Annotated in this window: 20 protein-coding genes; 8 read left to right on the forward strand and 12 right to left on the reverse strand. The window is 70.5% G+C overall.

Annotated elements, in window-relative coordinates; all coding sequences use genetic code 11:
- The first annotated feature begins 32 nt into the window (after positions 1 to 32).
- Positions 33 to 590 (forward strand): DUF4240 domain-containing protein, encoded by a 558-nt coding sequence (locus ABH928_RS12270; RefSeq protein ID WP_370065265.1) that lies wholly within the window; start codon positions 33 to 35, stop codon positions 588 to 590.
- A 131-nt stretch (positions 591 to 721) separates the two neighbouring features.
- On the opposite strand, the gene ABH928_RS12275 is transcribed toward ABH928_RS12270, so the two are convergent.
- Complete coding sequence (locus ABH928_RS12275; RefSeq protein ID WP_370065267.1) at positions 722 to 2230, reverse strand: hypothetical protein; 1509 nt, start codon at positions 2228 to 2230, stop codon at positions 722 to 724.
- 304 nt (positions 2231 to 2534) lie between these two features.
- Here ABH928_RS12275 and ABH928_RS12280 point away from each other — a divergent pair, with 304 nt between their 5' ends.
- From ABH928_RS12280 to mscL, 3 genes are all read left to right on the forward strand, one after another.
- A complete protein-coding gene (locus ABH928_RS12280) occupies positions 2535 to 3101 on the forward strand; it encodes a MarR family winged helix-turn-helix transcriptional regulator (RefSeq protein WP_370065269.1) in 567 nt (188 codons plus the stop codon).
- 101 nt (positions 3102 to 3202) lie between these two features.
- Positions 3203 to 4756: an MDR family MFS transporter gene (locus ABH928_RS12285; protein WP_370065533.1), complete on the forward strand. Its 1554-nt coding sequence runs from the start codon at positions 3203 to 3205 to the stop codon at positions 4754 to 4756.
- Positions 4757 to 4853: 97 nt separating this feature from the next.
- Positions 4854 to 5294 (forward strand): large conductance mechanosensitive channel protein MscL, encoded by a 441-nt coding sequence (gene mscL / locus ABH928_RS12290; protein ID WP_370065271.1) that lies wholly within the window; start codon positions 4854 to 4856, stop codon positions 5292 to 5294.
- Positions 5295 to 5296: 2 nt separating this feature from the next.
- On the opposite strand, the gene ABH928_RS12295 is transcribed toward mscL, so the two are convergent.
- From ABH928_RS12295 to ABH928_RS12315, 5 genes are all read right to left on the reverse strand, one after another.
- Positions 5297 to 5959 carry a uridine kinase gene (locus ABH928_RS12295; protein ID WP_370065273.1) on the reverse strand — a complete coding sequence of 221 codons (663 nt, stop codon included), beginning with the start codon at positions 5957 to 5959 and terminating at the stop codon, positions 5297 to 5299.
- 17 nt (positions 5960 to 5976) lie between these two features.
- Entirely contained in the window at positions 5977 to 6945 is a 969-nt protein-coding gene (locus ABH928_RS12300) for an aldo/keto reductase (RefSeq protein WP_370065275.1), read from the reverse strand.
- Between the two features lie 127 nt (positions 6946 to 7072).
- A complete protein-coding gene (locus ABH928_RS12305) occupies positions 7073 to 7306 on the reverse strand; it encodes a hypothetical protein (RefSeq protein ID WP_370065277.1) in 234 nt (77 codons plus the stop codon).
- Positions 7307 to 7420: 114 nt separating this feature from the next.
- Complete coding sequence (locus ABH928_RS12310; protein ID WP_370065279.1) at positions 7421 to 8419, reverse strand: sugar kinase; 999 nt, start codon at positions 8417 to 8419, stop codon at positions 7421 to 7423.
- Complete coding sequence (locus ABH928_RS12315; RefSeq protein ID WP_370065281.1) at positions 8416 to 9066, reverse strand: bifunctional 4-hydroxy-2-oxoglutarate aldolase/2-dehydro-3-deoxy-phosphogluconate aldolase; 651 nt, start codon at positions 9064 to 9066, stop codon at positions 8416 to 8418. Before ABH928_RS12315 ends, ABH928_RS12310 begins: the two co-directional genes overlap by 4 nt.
- A 221-nt stretch (positions 9067 to 9287) precedes the next feature.
- Here ABH928_RS12315 and ABH928_RS12320 point away from each other — a divergent pair, with 221 nt between their 5' ends.
- Positions 9288 to 9485: a hypothetical protein gene (locus tag ABH928_RS12320; RefSeq protein ID WP_370065283.1), complete on the forward strand. Its 198-nt coding sequence runs from the start codon at positions 9288 to 9290 to the stop codon at positions 9483 to 9485.
- Between the two features lie 87 nt (positions 9486 to 9572).
- Here ABH928_RS12320 and ABH928_RS12325 read toward each other — a convergent pair whose 3' ends face one another.
- The gene (locus ABH928_RS12325) at positions 9573 to 10346 is read right to left on the reverse strand and encodes a hypothetical protein (RefSeq protein WP_370065285.1); all 774 of its coding nucleotides are present in this window, start codon (positions 10344 to 10346) and stop codon (positions 9573 to 9575) included.
- A gap of 169 nt (positions 10347 to 10515) precedes the next feature.
- Between ABH928_RS12325 and ABH928_RS12330 the strand changes: the two genes are divergently transcribed.
- The gene (locus ABH928_RS12330; protein WP_370065287.1) at positions 10516 to 11358 is read left to right on the forward strand and encodes a tyrosine-protein phosphatase; all 843 of its coding nucleotides are present in this window, start codon (positions 10516 to 10518) and stop codon (positions 11356 to 11358) included.
- 44 nt (positions 11359 to 11402) lie between these two features.
- Here ABH928_RS12330 and ABH928_RS12335 read toward each other — a convergent pair whose 3' ends face one another.
- On the reverse strand, positions 11403 to 12134 hold the full coding sequence (locus tag ABH928_RS12335) for a helix-turn-helix domain-containing protein (RefSeq protein WP_370065289.1): 732 nt from the start codon (positions 12132 to 12134) through the stop codon (positions 11403 to 11405).
- Positions 12135 to 12377: 243 nt separating this feature from the next.
- Here ABH928_RS12335 and ABH928_RS12340 point away from each other — a divergent pair, with 243 nt between their 5' ends.
- Together ABH928_RS12340 and ABH928_RS12345 are read left to right on the forward strand one after the other, a co-directional pair.
- Positions 12378 to 13043, forward strand: coding sequence for a DUF4097 family beta strand repeat-containing protein (locus ABH928_RS12340; RefSeq protein WP_370065291.1), 666 nt, complete (start codon positions 12378 to 12380; stop codon positions 13041 to 13043).
- Positions 13044 to 13236: 193 nt separating this feature from the next.
- Positions 13237 to 14055: an alpha/beta fold hydrolase gene (locus tag ABH928_RS12345; RefSeq protein WP_370065293.1), complete on the forward strand. Its 819-nt coding sequence runs from the start codon at positions 13237 to 13239 to the stop codon at positions 14053 to 14055.
- Between the two features lie 74 nt (positions 14056 to 14129).
- Here the strand turns inward: ABH928_RS12345 and ABH928_RS12350 are convergent, their stop codons facing one another.
- The 4 genes from ABH928_RS12350 to ABH928_RS12365 form a co-directional block, all read right to left on the reverse strand.
- The gene (locus ABH928_RS12350) at positions 14130 to 14933 is read right to left on the reverse strand and encodes an RNA polymerase sigma factor SigF (RefSeq protein WP_370065535.1); all 804 of its coding nucleotides are present in this window, start codon (positions 14931 to 14933) and stop codon (positions 14130 to 14132) included.
- Positions 14934 to 15215: 282 nt separating this feature from the next.
- Entirely contained in the window at positions 15216 to 16055 is an 840-nt protein-coding gene (locus ABH928_RS12355) for an RNA polymerase sigma factor SigF (RefSeq protein ID WP_370065537.1), read from the reverse strand.
- A 199-nt stretch (positions 16056 to 16254) separates the two neighbouring features.
- On the reverse strand, positions 16255 to 16548 hold the full coding sequence (locus ABH928_RS12360; RefSeq protein ID WP_370065295.1) for a Dabb family protein: 294 nt from the start codon (positions 16546 to 16548) through the stop codon (positions 16255 to 16257).
- Between the two features lie 121 nt (positions 16549 to 16669).
- Positions 16670 to 16834 (reverse strand): hypothetical protein, encoded by a 165-nt coding sequence (locus ABH928_RS12365; protein ID WP_370065297.1) that lies wholly within the window; start codon positions 16832 to 16834, stop codon positions 16670 to 16672.
- Between the last annotated feature and the right edge of the window lie 281 nt (positions 16835 to 17115).

Here is a 17115-nt window from a genome sequence, read left to right on the forward strand (position 1 = left end):
GAGTTGTCAGTGGTGCGTGCCATGCTCCGGATATGGAGTCGCGGGAAGCGTGGTGGCAGCTCATCGAGGAGGCGCGGGCGTGGGTGGCCGGCGCGGGAGTGGAGGAGGTCGCGGGGGCGGCGACGCGGTTGTTGGCCGATCGCGGCGTGGGGGAGATAGTCGCGGCGCAGCGGGAGTTGTGGTCGCTGATGGCGGAGTCGTACCGGAGCCCGCTGTGGGCGGCGGCGTATCTGATCAATGGTGGGTGTTCCGACGACGGGTTCGACTACTTCCGTGGGTGGCTGATCCTGCAGGGGCGGGAGATGTTCGAGCGGGTCGTCGCGGAGCCGGACACGCTGGCGCGGCTCCCTGCGGTGCAGGCCGCTGCGCGCCGCCGGGAGGATCTGGCCGGCGAGGAGGCGCTGGGCATCGCCTGGCGGGCGTATCTCGCCGCGACGGGTGAGGAGTTGCCGCCGGGTTCGTTCAGCGTGCGCTACCCGGAGCTGGACCAGGCATGGAACTTCGACTTCGACGATCTCGGTGAGATGCGCCGCCGCCTGCCGCGGCTGACAGCGCTCTACGCGGGTGAGGAACGGCAGGCGTCCGTCTGACGGCGGGCACCTGACAGTCTCGGCGCGCGCCGCGTCCGGGCGTGGTGCGCGCCCCCGGCCGAGGGGAGGCCGGGGGCGCGCGGGGGGTGGAAGGAACGGGGAGAGGGACTCGACGGAGAAGTGAGCCTCCGTCAGTGGGCGGCAGCCACCAGGTCGGGCAGCAGCAGGGCCGCGTTCGGGGTGCCGAGGCCGGTGACCGGGTCCCAGCCGGTCGACGCCGGGTAGCCCGGGACGGTGGAGCTGGTGGTGTTGTTGCCGACGGTGATGTCGTTGAAGTCGGCCGCGTACTGCGTCGGGTTCGCGGCGACCTTGTAGAGCGCTGGGTTGATCGGGCCCAGCCCGCCGCCGTTGATCTGGTCCGCGATGGCGACCAGGCCCGCCCACTGCGGGCAGGAGAGCGAGGTGCCGCCGATGTCGTACCAGCCGGTGCTGCACGGCGTGGAGCCACAGCTCAGGCCGCTGCTGCCGTCCGGCGGGAGGGAGACGTAGACCAGCCCGCCGGTGGAGGCGCTGGCCTGGAGCGAGATGTCGGGGACGCCGCGCATCGCGCCGATCGCCGTGCTGCCTGCCGGGAGGGCGTCCTGGTAGGCCGGGCGGCTGAAGATCTGGCTGTAGCCGCCGCCGGAGTCGGTCCAACCGACCTCCGCCTGACCGGCGTTGGTCTGGCAGGCGGCCGGGTTGCTGGTGCTGTCGACGGTGCGTCCGCTGGTGGCGGTCGCGTCCGTGCAGAGGTAGGTACCGCCGACGCCGGTGACCAGCGGGTCGGAGGCGGGCCACTCCACCGACGGGTAGGGGATCGGCGTGCCGCCCTTCTTCACCGGGCTCTTGGTCGAGTCGGAGGTCCCGTTGTCCCCGGAGGAGCCGAGCACGGTGACGCCGCCCGCGGCTGCGTCCTGGAAGGCGTAGCGCAGGTTCTGCAGCGCGGCCGTGCTGCTGAACGCGCCCTCCGCGGAGGCGAAGGACTGCGAGATCACGTTGGCCAGGTGGTGCTGCACCACGTAGTCCTCGGCCGCCATCATCTGCGGCATGCCCTGGACGCCGAGGGTCTCCGAGTTCGGCGTGGTCACCAGCAGGATGTTCGCGCCGGGGGCCATGGCGTGGGCGGTCTCGACGTCGAGGGAGACCTCCAGGTCCCAACCGGCCTTGTCCTCCTGGCCGGTGCCGTTGCTCTGCGGCGGCGGGGCGACGGTCGCGGGCGCGCCCTGGAGATGGAGCTCACCGAAGCTCGGCATCCCGGAGGCGCAGGCGATGGTCTCCTCGCCGCACATCGGCGCGACGCCGAAGGCCTGGTCGTAGACGTGCAGGTCGTGGGCAATGGTGTCGCTGCCGTAGGAGTCGACGATGGCGATGGTCATCCCGTGCCCGTCGTAGCCGGCCGCGGTGAGCGGGCCGGTGTTGTACGCGGCGTGGACGGACGCCGGGTCGAAGCAGCGGCGCCCGGCCGAGGAGCACTGGGCCTGCGTCGGCGGGGTGGTGCCGGTGGTCATCTGCGTGTACTCGGCGACCGTCGGCCGGAGCAGGGGATACGCGGCCGGGCCGGCCGCCGACGCGGCGGTGCCCGCGCCGATGCCTGCGCTCGGAACGGCCAGGGTGAGGCCGCCGACGACTACCGCCAGCAGGCGGCGCACGGGTGGAACCATGGAGAACCCTCCAGAGGGGTGTGAGGGAGTCATCAGGTTCGTGCGGGCCCACGGTAGAGGGGACCGGGGACGCCCCGGTCGTAGATGTCAGAGATGACACAAGACATGACACAGACGTGCAACACACCGGTGCGACGGTTGGGCACTGAGGGACACAACGCGCCGTGGTGGCAGACGTTGATCCTTTGGCTTATTCGGTTTCCGAACAGACAGATGTGGAGTACATTTAGTTGCTAGGAACAAGCAACTATGAAGACGGCCCCGCCGCCCCGGCGGAGCAGCAGAGCAGAAGAAGGGGGTCGGCATGGCCGCGCCACAGACCGCCACCGCCGACGAGGCCGCGGCGCAGCTCGGTGAGCAGCTCGGACGGTTCTTCCGTCTGATCGCCGCCTGGAAGCACCGCTCGCGCGACGAGCAGGGCGGCGACCGCCTGCTGCTCGCCACGCTGGTGCGCTGCGGACCCAAGCGCGCCACCGATCTTGCTGCCGAGACCTATCTGGACCTCTCCACCGTCAGCCGCCAGATCCGCTCGCTCGTGGACCGCGGCCTGGTGGAGCGCACGCCCGACCCGGAGGACCGCCGCGGCGTCGTGCTGTCGGTCTCGCCCGAGGGACTGGCGGCCTTCGAGGGGTACCGGGACCAGCGCAACGACGAGCTGGCCGGGATGCTCCAGGAGTGGCCGGGGGAGGACCGCCACGAACTGGTGCGCCTCTTCACCCGCCTGAACGACGACTTCGGCCGTCACCACGACGAGTACTTTGCCCAGCACCACCCCCAGCACCATCACTCGCACCATGGCCAGCAGCACGCGAGCGCGCACCCCGCGACCAGCTCTGCCGGAGCCCAGGGAGCCCAGGGAGCAGCCCAGTGAGCAACAGCAGTACGGCCGCGGCACCAGAGCGGTCCATACCCGACGACGCCGCCAAGAACGGCCTGACCCATCGCCAGATCCTGACGATCCTGTCCGGTCTGATGATGGGCATGTTCCTGGCCTCGCTCGACCAGACCATCGTCAGCACCGCGATCCGGACCATCGCCGACGACCTGCACGGTCTGAGCGAGCAGGCGTGGACCACCACCGCCTACCTGATCACCTCGACCATCGCGACGCCGCTCTACGGCAAGCTCTCCGACATCTACGGACGCAAGCCGTTCTTCCTCGCCGCGATCAGCATCTTCGTGGTCGGTTCGATCGCCTGCACCTTCTCGACCTCGATGATCGAGCTGGCCGGCTTCCGCGCCTTCCAGGGCATCGGCGCCGGTGGTCTGATGTCGCTCGCCCTGGCAATCATCGGCGACATCGTGCCCCCGCGTGAGCGGGCCCGCTACCAGGGCTACATCCTGTCGGTCTTCGCCACCTCGACGGTGCTCGGCCCGCTGGTCGGCGGCTTCCTCGCCGGTCAGAGCAGCATCCTCGGGATCAGCGGCTGGCGCTGGGTCTTCCTGGTCAACGTGCCGATCGGCCTGGTCGCGCTGTTCGTGGTCTCCAAGGTGCTCAACGTTCCCCACAACCGCCGCGAGCAGCGCATCGACTGGTGGGGCGCGGTGACCATCGCCATCGGCGTGGTGCCGCTTCTGCTCGTCGCCGAGCAGGGGCAGAGCTGGGGTTGGTTCTCCGCCAAGTCGCTGGCCTGCTACGGCATCGGCGCCGTCGGCACGCTCACCTGGATCCTCGTCGAGCGCCGGATGGGCGACGCGGCGCTGATCCCGATGCGCCTGTTCTCCAACAAGGTCTTCAGTCAGACCAGCCTGCTGTCCGTGCTCACCGGCATGGCGATGTTCGGCGGGATGCTGATGATCCCGCAGTACCTGCAGATCGTGAAGGGCGCCAGCCCGACCAAGTCCGGTCTGCTGATGCTGCCGCTGATGCTCGGCATGATGGTCACCTCGATCGTCGTCGGCCGACTGATCGCCCGGACCGGGCACTACAAGATCTTCCCGGTGGTCGGCACCGGCGTCATGATCGTCGCGATGCTGCTCTTCCACTTCGAGGTGCAGTGGAACACCAGTCTCGGCGAGACCATGGTCTTCATGGCGCTCTTCGGCGTCGGGCTCGGCGGCGTGATGCAGACGCTGACGCTGGCGGTGCAGAACGCGGTCCCGCCGCAGGACATGGGTGTGGCGACGGCCTCGTCGACCTTCTTCCGTCAGCTCGGCTCGACCGTCGGCACCGCGGTCTTCCTCTCGGTGCTGTTCAGCACGGTCGGCGGCAGGATCAGCTCGGCCTTCACGGCGGCCAAGGCCACCCCGGCCTTCCAGCACGCGATGGCGCAGAACCCGCACGCGCTGGACGGTGCCAGCTCGTCCTCGGTGCTGAGTGACTCCTCGTTCATCCAGAAGCTGCCCGACGCGCTGGCCGCGCCGTTCAAGATGGGCTTCGCGGACTCGATGCACCTGGTGTTCCTGCTGGCCTCGATCATCGCGGTGGTCGCGTTCCTGCTGACGCTGATCATCAAGGAGGTGCCGCTCCGCAAGGTGTCCGGCATCCAGGCCCAGGCTGCGGCGGCGGAATCGGAAATGGTCTGACAGACCGAACAAATGCCGCATTGATGGCAAGTATGGATCACTCGACCGTGTCCGGGCGCCCCTGTCCGGTCACGGTCGAGTGGTACGGTGACGCGCCATGAAGGGTTTCCGGAAGTTTCTCCTCCGCGGCAATGTGGTCGATCTGGCCGTCGGTATCGTCATTGGTGCAGCGTTCACCGCGGTGGTGACGAGCTTCGTCACGGCCTTCCTGTCGCCGATCATCGGCATGGTCACCAAGCAGTCCGGTGACTACAGCAAGGCGACGTTCCAGGTCGGGTCGGTCACCTTCCCGTACGGCGCTTTCGTCTCGGCGTTCATCAGCTTCGTGATCGTCGCAGGGGTCATTTACTTCTGCGTGGTGCTGCCGGTGAACAAGCTGACGGAACGGTTCACCCCCAAGTCCGAGGACGTCGAGGCGCCGAAGAAGGACTGCCCCGAGTGCCTCAGCTCCATCCCGGCCGCTGCCACCCGTTGCTCCTTCTGCACGGTCGAACTGGCCGAGCAGCGGCAGCCCGCGATGAGCCTGCCCAAGCAGTAACATCACGCCCTGACCACGAGTGCGGGTCGACGAGGATCGTCGGCCCGCACCGTCATGTCCGCGGCCTGTTCCGGCTGGACCTCCGCGTCGTAGCGGGCCAGGGCGGGCAGGGTCCAGTGCTCGTCGGGGGCGGTCCGCCGCTCCAACGCGGCGGCGGAGAGCCGCAGATGGACCGCCAGGTCCAGCGGGAACCAGCGGCCCAGCAGCATCGGCCCGTCCAGCAGCACCACGCCGCCCGGCGGCAGCGCGACCCGGGCGGCGCGGGTGGCCCGGTCGGCGACCGGATCCCACAGGGACGGCAGGACCTCACCGGTGGCGCCCGGCTCGGTCGGGTCGAAGACCTCGCGGAAGAGCGCGCCCGTGTCCAGCCAGCGGTCCAGGTAGGCGTCGGGGTCCCGGTGGCCGAACTCGAAGCGCAGCGAGGCCGGACGCAGGAAGTCCCGCGCCCGGATCCGCCGCACCGGCCGACCGCGCAGCCGCAGCGGCTCGACCAGCGCGTCCGCCAGCTCTCCGGGACGCGCGGCGTCCGCACCGTCGACAGCCACCCGCAGCCAGGACGGCGTGCCGCCGTCCTGCCGGGACGCGGTGCCCGAGGCGCCCAGCGCGTCGATCCGCTCCGCCAACTCCTCGGCGAGCAGCTCGGGTGTCAGCGGGCGGATCTGCACGGGGCGGGACCTCCGGGTCAGGCCGACGCTGCGGTCAGCGCGGCCAACTCGTCGGCGGTCAGCGTCAGCTCCGGGAACGAGACCAGGGCGGGCAGCTGCTCGACCGTGCGGGCCGAGGCGATCGGCGCGGCGACCGTCGGCTGGGCGGCCAGCCACGCCAGCGCGACCGTGGCCTGTGCGACGCCGTGCGCAGCGGCGACCGCGTCCAGCGCGGCCAGGACCTTCCGGCCCTGCTCGGTCTCCAGGTGCTTGGCCGCGCCTCCGGCCCGGACGCTGTCGACGGCCGGGCCGTCGGTGCGGTACTTGCCCGTCAGGAAGCCGGAGGCCAGTGCGAAGTAGGGGACGGCGGAGAGCCCATACTCGGTGGCCACGGCGGCCAGTTCGCCCTCGTAGGTGTCCCGGGAGACCAGGTTGTAGTGCGGCTGCAGCGCGACGTAGGAGGCCAGGCCCTCGGCCTTGGCGAACTCCAGCGAGGCGCGCAGACGCGCGGGCGAGATGTTGGACGCCGCGATCTGGCGGACCTTGCCCTGCCGGACCAGCTTGTCGAGGGCGGTCATGATCTCCTCGACCGGCGTGGTCTCGTCGTCGAAGTGCGTGTAGAGCAGGTCGATCCGCTCGATGCCGAGACGCTTGAGCGACTGCTCGGTGGCGGCCTTGATGTTCTCCGCCTTGAGGCCCTTGAACTCCGGGTGCGCGCCGACCTTGGTGGCCAGCACGATCTCGTCGCGGTTGTCGCGGGCGGCCAGCCAGGCGCCGATCACGGTCTCGGACTCACCACCGGAGTTGCCCGGGGCCCAGGCCGAGTAGAGGTCGGCGGTGTCGATGAAGTTGCCGCCTGCGGCGGTGTAGGCGTCGAGGACGGCGAAGGACTGCTCCTGGTCGGCGCTCCAGCCGAAGACGTTGCCGCCGAGGGCGAGCGGGAAGACGGAGAGGTCGGAACTGCCGAGCGTGGTGCGGGAGAAGGTCATGTAGAGGTGTAACTCCATGGCGGCGACGCCTGATTCCCGAAATGGACCAAGATCGTCAAATGTCACGCGCGTGACATTTGACGATCTTGGTTTGACGGCGTTGAGCTGCGCTTACGTGGCCGAGTGGTGCGGCCGTCGGCCCCGCTCAGCCGCGGAGCCAGTCCAGCAGCTCGTCGTGGCGGATCTGGTACACCGTGCCTGCCGACCGCAGCAGACCGACGCCGTGGGACCAGCGCAGGAACCCGACGAGACGCCACGGCAGCCTGCCTCGCGTGGCCAGGACGACCCCCGTGTACTGCCGGGTGACGTCCGCGACGAATCCCGGCCCGGCGGCGAGGCCGCAGGCGAGCGCGGTGGCGGCGGCCAACGGCCGGCCCACGTGCAGCCACTCGACGTTCAGGGTCGCGTACAGCGTCAGGCCGGTGACGACGTGGCCGGCGACAAGCGGCAGGCAGAAGGCATGAGTTGACCGCTCTCCCGGACAACGGGCCGCTCAGCGCAGCGTGGTCCCCGCTGCGGCGTCGAGCAGGGGGAGCTCGTCGCGGGTCGGCAGGCCGGCCCAGTCGCTGGGGACGGTGACCGCGAACGCGCCGGTGCGGCAGGCCAGGGCGAGCCGGTCCTCCGGGCCGCCGCCGTCCAGGACCGCTGCGAGGTACCCGGCGACGAACGCGTCTCCCGCGCCGACCGCGTCCACGGCCCGGACCGGGAGCGCCGGATGCGACAGCGGCTCCGCCCCACCCGCCGGGTGGACGACGGCACCTCGGCTGCCGCGCTTGACCACGATGTCCGCGCCGACGGCCGACTTCTCGGCGCCGTCCAGCAGCTCCAACTCCTCCTCGCCCGCGAACAGGTAGCGGACCTGAGGCAGCAACGGGAGCAGCAGCTCCCGGAGCAGCGAAGCGCTGCCCAGCGCGACCCGGTGGTTGACGTCCAGCGACACCGCCGTCCCGGCCGCCGCCGCCAGGCCGACCGCGTGCGCGACGGCGTCGGCCGCGTCGGCGGAGAGCAGCGGGGTGATGCCCGTGATGTGGAGCACGTCGGCGCCGGCGACCAGCGCCGTCGGGATGTCGTCGGGACGCAGCCGCGATCCCGCCGACCCGGTGCGGTAGTACTGGACCCGGGTCACGTCGGGCGTGCGGAACTCCTTGACCAGCAGCCCGGTCGGCGCGTCCGGATCGCGGCGCGCGCCGGTGACGTCGACGCCCTCCGCGCGCAGCCGCTCCAGCACCAGCGCACCGAACTCGTCCGCGCCCACCCGGCCGACCCACGCCGCGGTATGGCCCAGCCGCCGGACGCCGATGGCGACGTTCGACTCCGCCCCGGCGATCGACAGGTCCAGCGAACGCGCCTGCCGCAGCGGCCCGACACCGGGGGTGGTGAGCGCGGCCATCGCCTCGCCGACCGTCACCAGGCGCGGTCCGGGGACCGGGGTTGCCGCGCCGCTCATTGCCGCGTCGCTCATCGCCGCGCCGCTCATCGCCGCGCCGCTCATCGCCGCGCCGCGCGGGGTCGTGCGGCCGTGAGGTAGTCGCGGGCGCGGCGGGCCAGGCCGTCCTGGGCCTCCCAGCCGGTGTCCTCGGCCGCTGTCCCGAGCAACGGCGAACCGACGCCGACCGCCAGCGCGCCCGCGTCCAGGTACTGCGGTACGTCGGTCAGTCCCACGCCGCCGATGGCGATGAACTCGGTCCCGGGGAACGGCGCGCGCAGATCGCGCAGGTAGCGCGGCCCGCCCATGGCGCTGATCGGGAAGACCTTGACCGCGGCCGCGCCCAACCGCACCGCCGTCATCACCTCGGTCGGGGTCAGCGCCCCGCACAGCACCGGTACGCCCAGCGCCTGCCCGACCGCCAGCACTCCCTCCGCGACGCCGGGGGTGACCAGGTAGCGTGCACCCGCGTCGACGGCCGCGCGGGCCTGCCCGGCGTCGAGGACGGTGCCCGCACCGAGCAGCACGTCGCCCGCGAGCTCGGCGGTGCACCGACGCAACGCGTCGAGTCCGGCCGGGCTGGAGAGAGTGAGTTCCACCACTCGTACGCCGGAGTCGGCGAGCACGGACGCGCAGGACACCAGCACGTCGGCATCGGAACCGCGCAGGACGGCCAGCAGCCGGTCCTCGCGGAGGAGTTCGAGTATCGGCACGCACGGAACCCTACGGCGGAGCCAAGGATTGGTCCAGACCTCCGATGCACCGTGCGGACTCGTAAGGGCCGCTCGTCCACGGCACTTCTGCAGTACGTCCCCTGCTCGTCCACGCGTCGTCCGCCGGACGTTCCCACCGGTTCCCTCAGCCGGGCGGCTATTACAGATCTGGGACAGACGGGGGTCCAGGTTCCGGGTCGGATTGGCTAGAGTCAGGCCCCATGTCGAACTACCAGAACTTCCCGCCTGCCAACGAGGACAGCGCCGCGAGCACGCAGATGTTCCGCGCCTTCGTCGACGAGCCCGCCGTGCAGCCGCCGACGGCGCCGAGCGAGGGCCGTCGTACCGGCGTGATCACGCTGACCGTGATCATCGCTCTGGTCGTCGTGGCCGGTGTCGTCTACTTGGCGATGAAGTAGTCACCCGCACGAGCGGATCAGTCGTCCGCCAGGTCGACCGACTTCGAGGTCGACCGGCTTCGACGTCACTGCGACGTCACTACGAGGTCAGCTGAGCGTGGCCGCCTCGGTGTCCAGGTGCATGCCGGCCGGGACGCGCCACGAGTCCAGGCAGACGGTCCAGGTCTCGTTGACCGTGGCGTGCCCGGGGACGGGCGCGGACAGCGCCTGGCTGGTCTGGTAGGTCCACCAGTCGATCCCCAGCAGGCCGATGACGTGGGTGGCGAACGTGACCGTCGTGCCAGACACGGGTGCGGTCCGGCCGCCGCTGTTCACCAGCTGCAGGGTCACCTGCTGGCACCACCGGTCGGCGGTCGCCGCGGTGGTCAGCTTGGTGACCGCGAGGCTGGCCGGCGTCTGCGGCGTGGACGAGGGGGGCGGCGCGGACGGCGTGCCGCCGGGCGGTGGCGTGCTCCCGCCCGAACGTCCGTTGCCCGAGCCGCCACCGGCGGGTGGGACGGTCGTCGGCACTGCGCCGTCGGGCGAGCCCGACGTGCCTGGTGCGCCGGTGGCCCCCGTGGTTCCGGCGCCTCCCGTGGTGCCGCCGGAGCTGCTGTTCGACGTGCCGCCCGTGCCGTCGCCGGACTGAGTGGTGCCTGCGCCGTTGCCGGTGGTGCCGCCCGGGGACGTCGACGGGTCCAGGGGCACGAACAGCACACCCTTGCCGGACGGCGTGGACGCGACCGGTGCGGGCGCGCCGCCTCCGACGGCGATGCTGCCGCCTCGGTCGGCGGCGCAGGCGGTGAGCCCCAGCAGGGAGGCTCCCAGCAGCCCGCCGACGAGTATGCGGCCGACGAGCAGGCCGGTCACGGGACGCGCCATCGTCGGTCACCCTCCCCTGGAGTCCGGCCCCAGGAGTCCGGGTCCGTCCGATGGCCCAGTTTACTGATGGGTCATCAGATGAGAAGAGTCACCGTTGGCCCTGCTCGGCACCGGCCTAGACTGGCGAACGCACGTCCGAGCCCGCCCGAGACCGCGCTGAGGAGCCCACGTGATCGACCAGGACCGCGTCGCTGACCGCACTCCCGACCGCGCTCCCGGTCGCAGCCTGGGCCTGCAGGGGGCGGTGAACGCCCGTGACCTGGGCGGATACCGCACCGCCGAGGGCCGCACGGTCCGCTCCGGCGTCGCCCTGCGCGGCGACGCGCTGCACCGCGCGACGGACGAGGACATAGCCGTCCTGGAGTCGCTCGGCGTCCGCACGGTGATCGACCTTCGCGGCGGCAACGAGGTCGCCGAGAACGGCGCCGACCGCATCCCCTCCGGTGCGGAGCTCGAGCCCCAGCCGGTCTACGCGACCGACCACGACATCTACGGCGCCCTCCGGGACAGCCTGGCCGGCAAGAACGCGGAGCAGCAGCACGCGCTGCTGGCGGACGGCGGCGCGGAGCGCCTGATGATCGACATGTACCGCTGGTTCGTCGACGAGCCGGAGATCCGGGCGCGCTTCGCCGCCACGGTCAAGGCGCTGTGCCACCCGGAGCGGGTACCGGTCTTCTTCCACTGCACGGCGGGCAAGGACCGCACCGGCTGGACGGCGGCCATCGTGCTCACCGCACTCGGGGTGGACCGGGAGGCGGTCTACGAGGACTACCTGCTGACGAACGCACGCACGGCGGAGCTGATCGACCGGATCCTCGTCACCATGGGAACCCAGGGGATCATGCGCGAGCCCGAGCTGATGCTCCCGATCATGCGCGCGGACCGCCGCTACCTCGACGCGTCGTTCGCCGCCGTCGAGGCGGGCTGGCCGAGCTTCGGCGAGTTCCTTGCCGAGGGGCTGGGCCTCACCGAGGCGGACCTCGAGGGCCTGCGGAAGAACCTCCTCGCCTGAGCGTTTCGCGCGCGAGGGCGGGAGCACGCGAGCGCGCGAGGAAGTCAGGCCGGCCGATCCTCAGCGGTTGCCTCTGGTTTGGTGTGGAGGATGTCGCGGACCTGTTCGGCGGCGCGGAGCATGGTCTCGCTGATGTAGTCGCTGAAGCGGGCGATGTTCTCCAGGCGGGCGGCGGCGGGGGTGTCGCGGCCCAGGACGGTGACGCCCTGGCGTGCGGTGCGGGCGACCTGGGCGATGCCGTGGGCGCCCGCGATCGTGGACTGGTACCAGACGTCCTCGTCGACGGTGTAGCGCTCGCGGCGGCGTTCGTCGCGTTCGCGGCGGATGAGGCCCTGGCCTTCGAGGAACGCGACGGCCTTGGAGACGGAGCCTGGGCTGACCTGGAGCCGCTGGGCGAGTTCGGACGCGGTCAGACTGCCGGTGTCGGCGATGAACAGGCAGGTCAGCACGCGGGCCGTCATCTTCGGCAGACCCTGACTCATCATCAGGGTGGTGAAGGTCTCCTCGTACTCGCGCAGCGCTTGGTCGTCGCGCCCGTGGGTCTGCGCTCCGTGTCCCTGGGGCGCGGTGGGCTTGCGGCGGCGGGCGCGGTGTTCGGTGGCGCGGTGGGCCAGGTCGGCGCGGTAGGCGGTGGGGCCGCCGTTGCGGTCGACCTCGCGGGTGATGGTCGAGGTGGGGCGGTCCAGGCGTCGGGCGATCTCCGCGTAGGGGAGGTCGTCGGCCAGGCCCAGCGCGATCTGCTGGCGTTCCTGCTGGGTGAGCCTGCCTCCCGACATGCGGGACCTCCCTCTCTGCTGCGTCGATGTCCGACGCCGTCAGCATAGCGTTCACTCTTCATCCAATGCAACGATCAGCCGCGCCTGTCATTGCGTTAGATATTGGCTCGCTGCAACGAAATAGTGCCAACTGCCAGCAGGAACACGGATAGTACGCAACTTCCTTGTTGCCATATCTATGAACGCAACGTAGCGTTCTCGATGTAAGAAACAAGCAGCGCAGCAAACACACAGGAGAGAACGATGCAGAAGTTCGCCACCGCAGCCCCGGTCGACACCGTCCTGGAGATCGCCGCCGGCCGCATCCAGCTCATCGCCGCCGACCGCACCGACACCACCGTCGAGGTCCGGCCCGCCAACCCCGACAAGAGCCGCGACGTCAAGGCGGCCGAGCAGACCACGGTCGAGTACGCCGACGGCGTCCTGCGGATCCGCACCGCGGAACCCAAGAACCAGTACTTCGGCCCCTCCGGATCCGTCGAGGTCACCGTCCAACTGCCCACCGGCTCCCGCATCGAGGCCAAGACCGGCTCCTGCGAGCTGCGCGGCGTCGGCCGCCTGGGCGACGTGGTCTTCGAGGGCGCCTACCGGCAGATCAAGATCGACGAGGCGGCGAGCGTGCGCCTGACCGCGGTCGACGGCGACGTCGAGGTCGGCCGCCTGGGCGGCCCGGCGCAGATCAGCACCAACCGGGGAGACGTGACGATCGGTGAGGCCCTGCGCGGCACGGTCCAGCTCACCACGCAGATGGGTGACATCACCGTCAACGCCGCGGCCGGCGTCTCCGCCTCCCTGGACGCCCGCACCGGTCACGGCCGCGTCGGCAACGCCCTCAAGAACACCGGCACCACCGAGCTCGACATCCGTGCCACCACCGGCCACGGCGACATCACCGCCCGCAGCCTGTGATCCCACGGCACCGAAGAGCACAACCAGGGCCGTCCGGCCGGGTCGGTCGCGACAGCGAACCTCGACGTCGCCACTGACCCGGCCGCCCGCCCACCTCAACCCGCTCAGCTCAACCGCTCGCCTCAACCGCCCAGCTCAACCGCCCAGCTCAACCGCCCGGACCGACTTGTCCGACGTGCCCAAGGGGGACCACATGACTGCGAACAGCACGCCCCAGAACACCTCCGCCGCCTCGCCGTGGACCGGCATGGTGCCGGTCGACGACACGGCCCTGGCGGTCACCGACACCGGTGGCCCCGGCATTCCGGTGGTCTACCTCAACGGCCAGTTCGCCACGCAGGGCTACTGGCGGAGCGTCCTCGCCGAACTGGGCACCGGGTGGCGGCACATCACCTTCGACGAGCGGGCCCGCGGCAAGAAGTCGCAGCGCTCCGCCGACTACTCCTTCGAGGCCGCGGTCCGCGACGTCGACGCGGTCCTCGCCGCCCGAGGCGTGGACCGCGCGGTGGTCGTGGGCTGGTCCTACGGCGCGCTCGTCGCCGCCCACTGGGCCCACCGCAACCCCGACCGGGCCCTGGGGGCCGTCATGGTCGACGGCGCCTACCCCTACGACTGGCTGGACGAGGCCATGGAGCAGCGGATCCGTAAGCTCTTCCGGCGCATGGGCTGGTTCACCCCCCTGCTGCGCCCCACCGGCCTGACCCCGCGGATGACCGCCGCACAGCAGGCGGAGAGCAACATCGAGCTCGGCCGGCTCTCCCGCACCCGCGAACTCGGCCCGGTACTCGACGACATCACCGTCCCCGCGCGCTACGTCATCGCCTCGGGCTCGTCCTTCGGCAGCAAGGGCGACGAGCAGGAACGCATCCGCACCGGCCTCGACGCGGTGACCACCCGCAACCCGAACATCACCACCACGAAGGTCGCCAGCAACCACGGCGCCATCCTCAAGAAGGACTACCCGGCCGTCGCCGACGCGGTACGCGAGGTCACTGCGTTCAGCCGAGGGTGAAGTCGCACTCCCCCAGAGCCTCCCGCCCCCAAAACCTCGCGCCCCAGGGCCTCCGCGCCCCCCGGACCATGCGCCTAGCCCTCCGAGATCAGGCCCTCCCGGAGGGTGGACAGCGTCCGCGTCAGAAGCCGGGAGACGTGCATCTGCGAGATGCCGATCTCCTCGCCGATCTGGGACTGCGTCATGTTCCCGAAGAACCGGAGCATGATGATCCGCCGCTCCCGGGCGGGCAGCCGGGCCAGCAGGGGCTTGAGGGACTCGCGGTACTCGACGCCCTCCATCGCCGCGTCCTCGTAGCCCAGGCGCTCGGCCAGCGGGCCCTCGCCGTCCTCCTCGGCGGGCGCGCTGTCCAGGGAGGACGCCGTGTAGGCGTTGCCGACGGCCAGGCCCTCGACGACGTCCTCCTCGCTGACGCCGAGGCACTGGGCCAGCTCGGCGACGGTGGGGGAGCGGTCCAGCCGCTGGGAGAGCTCGTCGCCCGCCTTGGTCAGCGCCAGCCGCAGCTCCTGCAGACGGCGCGGGACGCGGACCGACCAGCTGGTGTCGCGGAAGAAGCGCTTGATCTCGCCGATGATCGTCGGCATCGCGAAGGTCGGGAACTCCACGCCGCGTTCGGAGTCGAAGCGGTCGATCGCCTTGATCAGGCCGATGGTGCCGACCTGGACGATGTCCTCCATGGGCTCGTTGCGGCTGCGAAAGCGCGCGGCCGCATAGCGGACGAGCGGCAGGTTCAGCTCGATCAGCGTGTTGCGGACGTAGGCGTAGTCCGGGTGCGCCGGGTCCAGTTCCGCGAACCGCAGAAAGAGTGAGCGCGAGAGGGTGCGGGTGTCGAGCCCGTCCTCCTCCGCGCCGGCCGCCCGTGGGGCGGGGAGGACCACAGCGCTGTGGACGCGAGCATCAGACACGCTCGTACCCCCTTCAGCTCAGCCGACTCGCAATGCAGCTCGGCGTACCTGCCATCGATGAGTCGACATGGCGACGACTCCGTACCTCCACTGGGATACCGGCGCAGCAACCCCGGCAAACCCCGCGGGGGCCAGATGTCACGGAGTGGAAACCCGCTGTCACGAGCAAGCGGATGCTTTGATTTGTCCGACAATTAGTGCAATTGACGGACCGTCGATTACACACAGCGACCGGGGCGTTGACGGCCCGTCGGCTCAGATCTCCCAGTGGTTGCCGCTCCGCAGACGGGCGAAGATCCGTGCGAGCAAACGGGAGACGTGCATCTGCGACATGCCGAGCTCGGTGGAGATCTGCGACTGCGTCAGGTTGCCGAAGAAGCGCAACATCACGATCTGTCGCTCCCGGTCCGGGAGCTGGACCAGCAGATGTCGGACCATGTCCCGATGCTCCACATGGGTGAGGGCGGAGTCCTCGTAGCCGAGCCGGTCGAGCAGGGCCAGTCCGCCGTCGTGCTCCTGCTGCGCCTCCAGCGAGGTGGCGTTGTAGGCGCGGCCGGCGTCCAGGCAGGCGCGCACGTCCTCCTCGGGGATCCGCAGCGACGCGGCGATCTCCGGCACCTTGGGCTGGCGGCCGTGGACGACCGTGAGCTCCTCCATGGCGCCGCTGACCTGGACCCACAACTCCTGCAGCCGCCGCGGTACGTGCATGGTGCGGACGTTGTCGCGGAAGTAGCGCTTGATCTCGCCGAGGATGGTCGGCAGCGCGTAGGTGGGGAACTGGACGCCGCGGCCGAGGTCGAACCGGTCGATGGCGTTGATCAGCCCGATGGTGCCGACCTGGACGACGTCCTCCATCGGCTCGTTCCGGCCGCGGAAGCGCGCCGCCGCGTAGCGGACCAGCGGCAGGTTGACCTCGATCAGCGCCGCGCGCACCCGCTCGTGCTCCGGTGAACCGGCCGGGAGTTCGGCCAGCCGCTCGAACAGGACCCGGGTGAGTGCGCGCACGTCCACCCGGGACTGCTCGATCGCGTTGGGCAGCGTCAGTGGCTCCCCGGGCGGTTCGGGCGAACTGCCCTGCGTGCCCTGTGCCTGCATCGCCACGCCGCCCCTCGTGTGCTCCTGCGAGCCAGTCCGGTGCCAGTCCCATATCTGGCAAAACTGGTCATAGCATCACAAGCCGGTACGTACGCGGGCAAGCACCGGCCTTACGCGTGTTGGTGGAATAAATGATTCCGCTAAGCCACCAGAGGGAACCGGCGCGGGTGGTGACGTCGGATCAGGCCTCGATGCGGGCTCAGACCTCGAAGTCGGCGATCACCCAGGTGGCGAACTCGCGCCACAGCCCGGCGGCGGTCTGGTGGTCGGGGTGGGCCAGGTAGGCCTGCAGCGCCTCGCGGTCGTCGACCAGGCTGTTGATGGCGAAGTCGTAGGCGATGTCGCGGTCGGTGATGTTCCAGCCGAGCTGCCACTCGCGCAGCTCCTTCACGCTCTCGCCGACCTTCTCGAAGGCGGCGACCGCGGCCGGGACGCGCGGATCGTCCTTGGTGACGCCGTCGTTCAGCTTGAACAGGACCAGGTGGCGGATCATCGCGGCACTCCTTGTGGGTTTGAGTGCCCCGAGGGTACTTCACCTGCGGTATTGCCCGACCGGGCCGCTCGGCAGGTGGTCGAGCAGGGGCCCCGTCCGGTGGTCCAGCGGGCGGACCGGCTCACTTGATCAGGCTGGTCATGAACGTGCCGACGGCCTTCGCCGCGTTGGAGATGCCGGTGAAACCGATCTGGACCAGATCGGCGGCACGCGTCGGCGAAGTGATGATCGTGTAGAACACGAAGATCACCAAGGCCCAGGTGATGATCCTCCTGGCCTGTCCCATGGTGCCCCGCCCTCCCGTGCCGATGCCTTGCTCTCGCCGATCCTGTGCCTGCGCACACCTGATGGACATTCACTCTTATGGCCGAAGCCTAGCGCTGTCGACGGCCCCGGCCGGGTTGCGCCACCTAATTGCCGCGTCAACTCGAAAGGACCAAGGTCCCTTCACAACGGGTCCAACGCTGCATGCGCCCGGCCGCGATCCGGAGCAGAGTGGAAGACGTACCGGGCAGGTCTGGCAGGAACCGCTCGGTACGTGGATCCGGAGCCCCCGCTGTGGGATCG

Origin of the sequence: Streptacidiphilus sp. MAP5-3 (assembly GCF_041262505.1) — a bacterium.
Taxonomy (GTDB): domain Bacteria; phylum Actinomycetota; class Actinomycetes; order Streptomycetales; family Streptomycetaceae; genus Streptacidiphilus.

Excerpts from the sequence above, each read along its gene's own strand:
- ABH928_RS12285 (WP_370065533.1), top strand. The coding sequence starts at position 3,203 with ATGATGGGCATGTTCCTGGCCTCGCTCGACCAGACCATCGTCAGCACC.
- ABH928_RS12345 (WP_370065293.1), top strand. The coding sequence starts at position 13,237 with ATGACTGCGAACAGCACGCCCCAGAACACCTCCGCCGCCTCGCCGTGG.
- mscL (WP_370065271.1), top strand. The coding sequence starts at position 4,854 with ATGAAGGGTTTCCGGAAGTTTCTCCTCCGCGGCAATGTGGTCGATCTG.
- ABH928_RS12275 (WP_370065267.1), bottom strand. The coding sequence starts at position 2,230 with ATGGTTCCACCCGTGCGCCGCCTGCTGGCGGTAGTCGTCGGCGGCCTC.
- ABH928_RS12300 (WP_370065275.1), bottom strand. The coding sequence starts at position 6,945 with ATGGAGTTACACCTCTACATGACCTTCTCCCGCACCACGCTCGGCAGT.
- ABH928_RS12365 (WP_370065297.1), bottom strand. The coding sequence starts at position 16,834 with ATGGGACAGGCCAGGAGGATCATCACCTGGGCCTTGGTGATCTTCGTG.
- ABH928_RS12340 (WP_370065291.1), top strand. The coding sequence starts at position 12,378 with ATGCAGAAGTTCGCCACCGCAGCCCCGGTCGACACCGTCCTGGAGATC.
- ABH928_RS12335 (WP_370065289.1), bottom strand. The coding sequence starts at position 12,134 with ATGTCGGGAGGCAGGCTCACCCAGCAGGAACGCCAGCAGATCGCGCTG.
- ABH928_RS12360 (WP_370065295.1), bottom strand. The coding sequence starts at position 16,548 with ATGATCCGCCACCTGGTCCTGTTCAAGCTGAACGACGGCGTCACCAAG.
- ABH928_RS12355 (WP_370065537.1), bottom strand. The coding sequence starts at position 16,055 with ATGCAGGCACAGGGCACGCAGGGCAGTTCGCCCGAACCGCCCGGGGAG.
- ABH928_RS12280 (WP_370065269.1), top strand. The coding sequence starts at position 2,535 with ATGGCCGCGCCACAGACCGCCACCGCCGACGAGGCCGCGGCGCAGCTC.
- ABH928_RS12310 (WP_370065279.1), bottom strand. The coding sequence starts at position 8,419 with ATGAGCGGCGCGGCGATGAGCGGCGCGGCGATGAGCGACGCGGCAATG.
- ABH928_RS12325 (WP_370065285.1), bottom strand. The coding sequence starts at position 10,346 with ATGGCGCGTCCCGTGACCGGCCTGCTCGTCGGCCGCATACTCGTCGGC.
- ABH928_RS12320 (WP_370065283.1), top strand. The coding sequence starts at position 9,288 with ATGTCGAACTACCAGAACTTCCCGCCTGCCAACGAGGACAGCGCCGCG.
- ABH928_RS12270 (WP_370065265.1), top strand. The coding sequence starts at position 33 with ATGGAGTCGCGGGAAGCGTGGTGGCAGCTCATCGAGGAGGCGCGGGCG.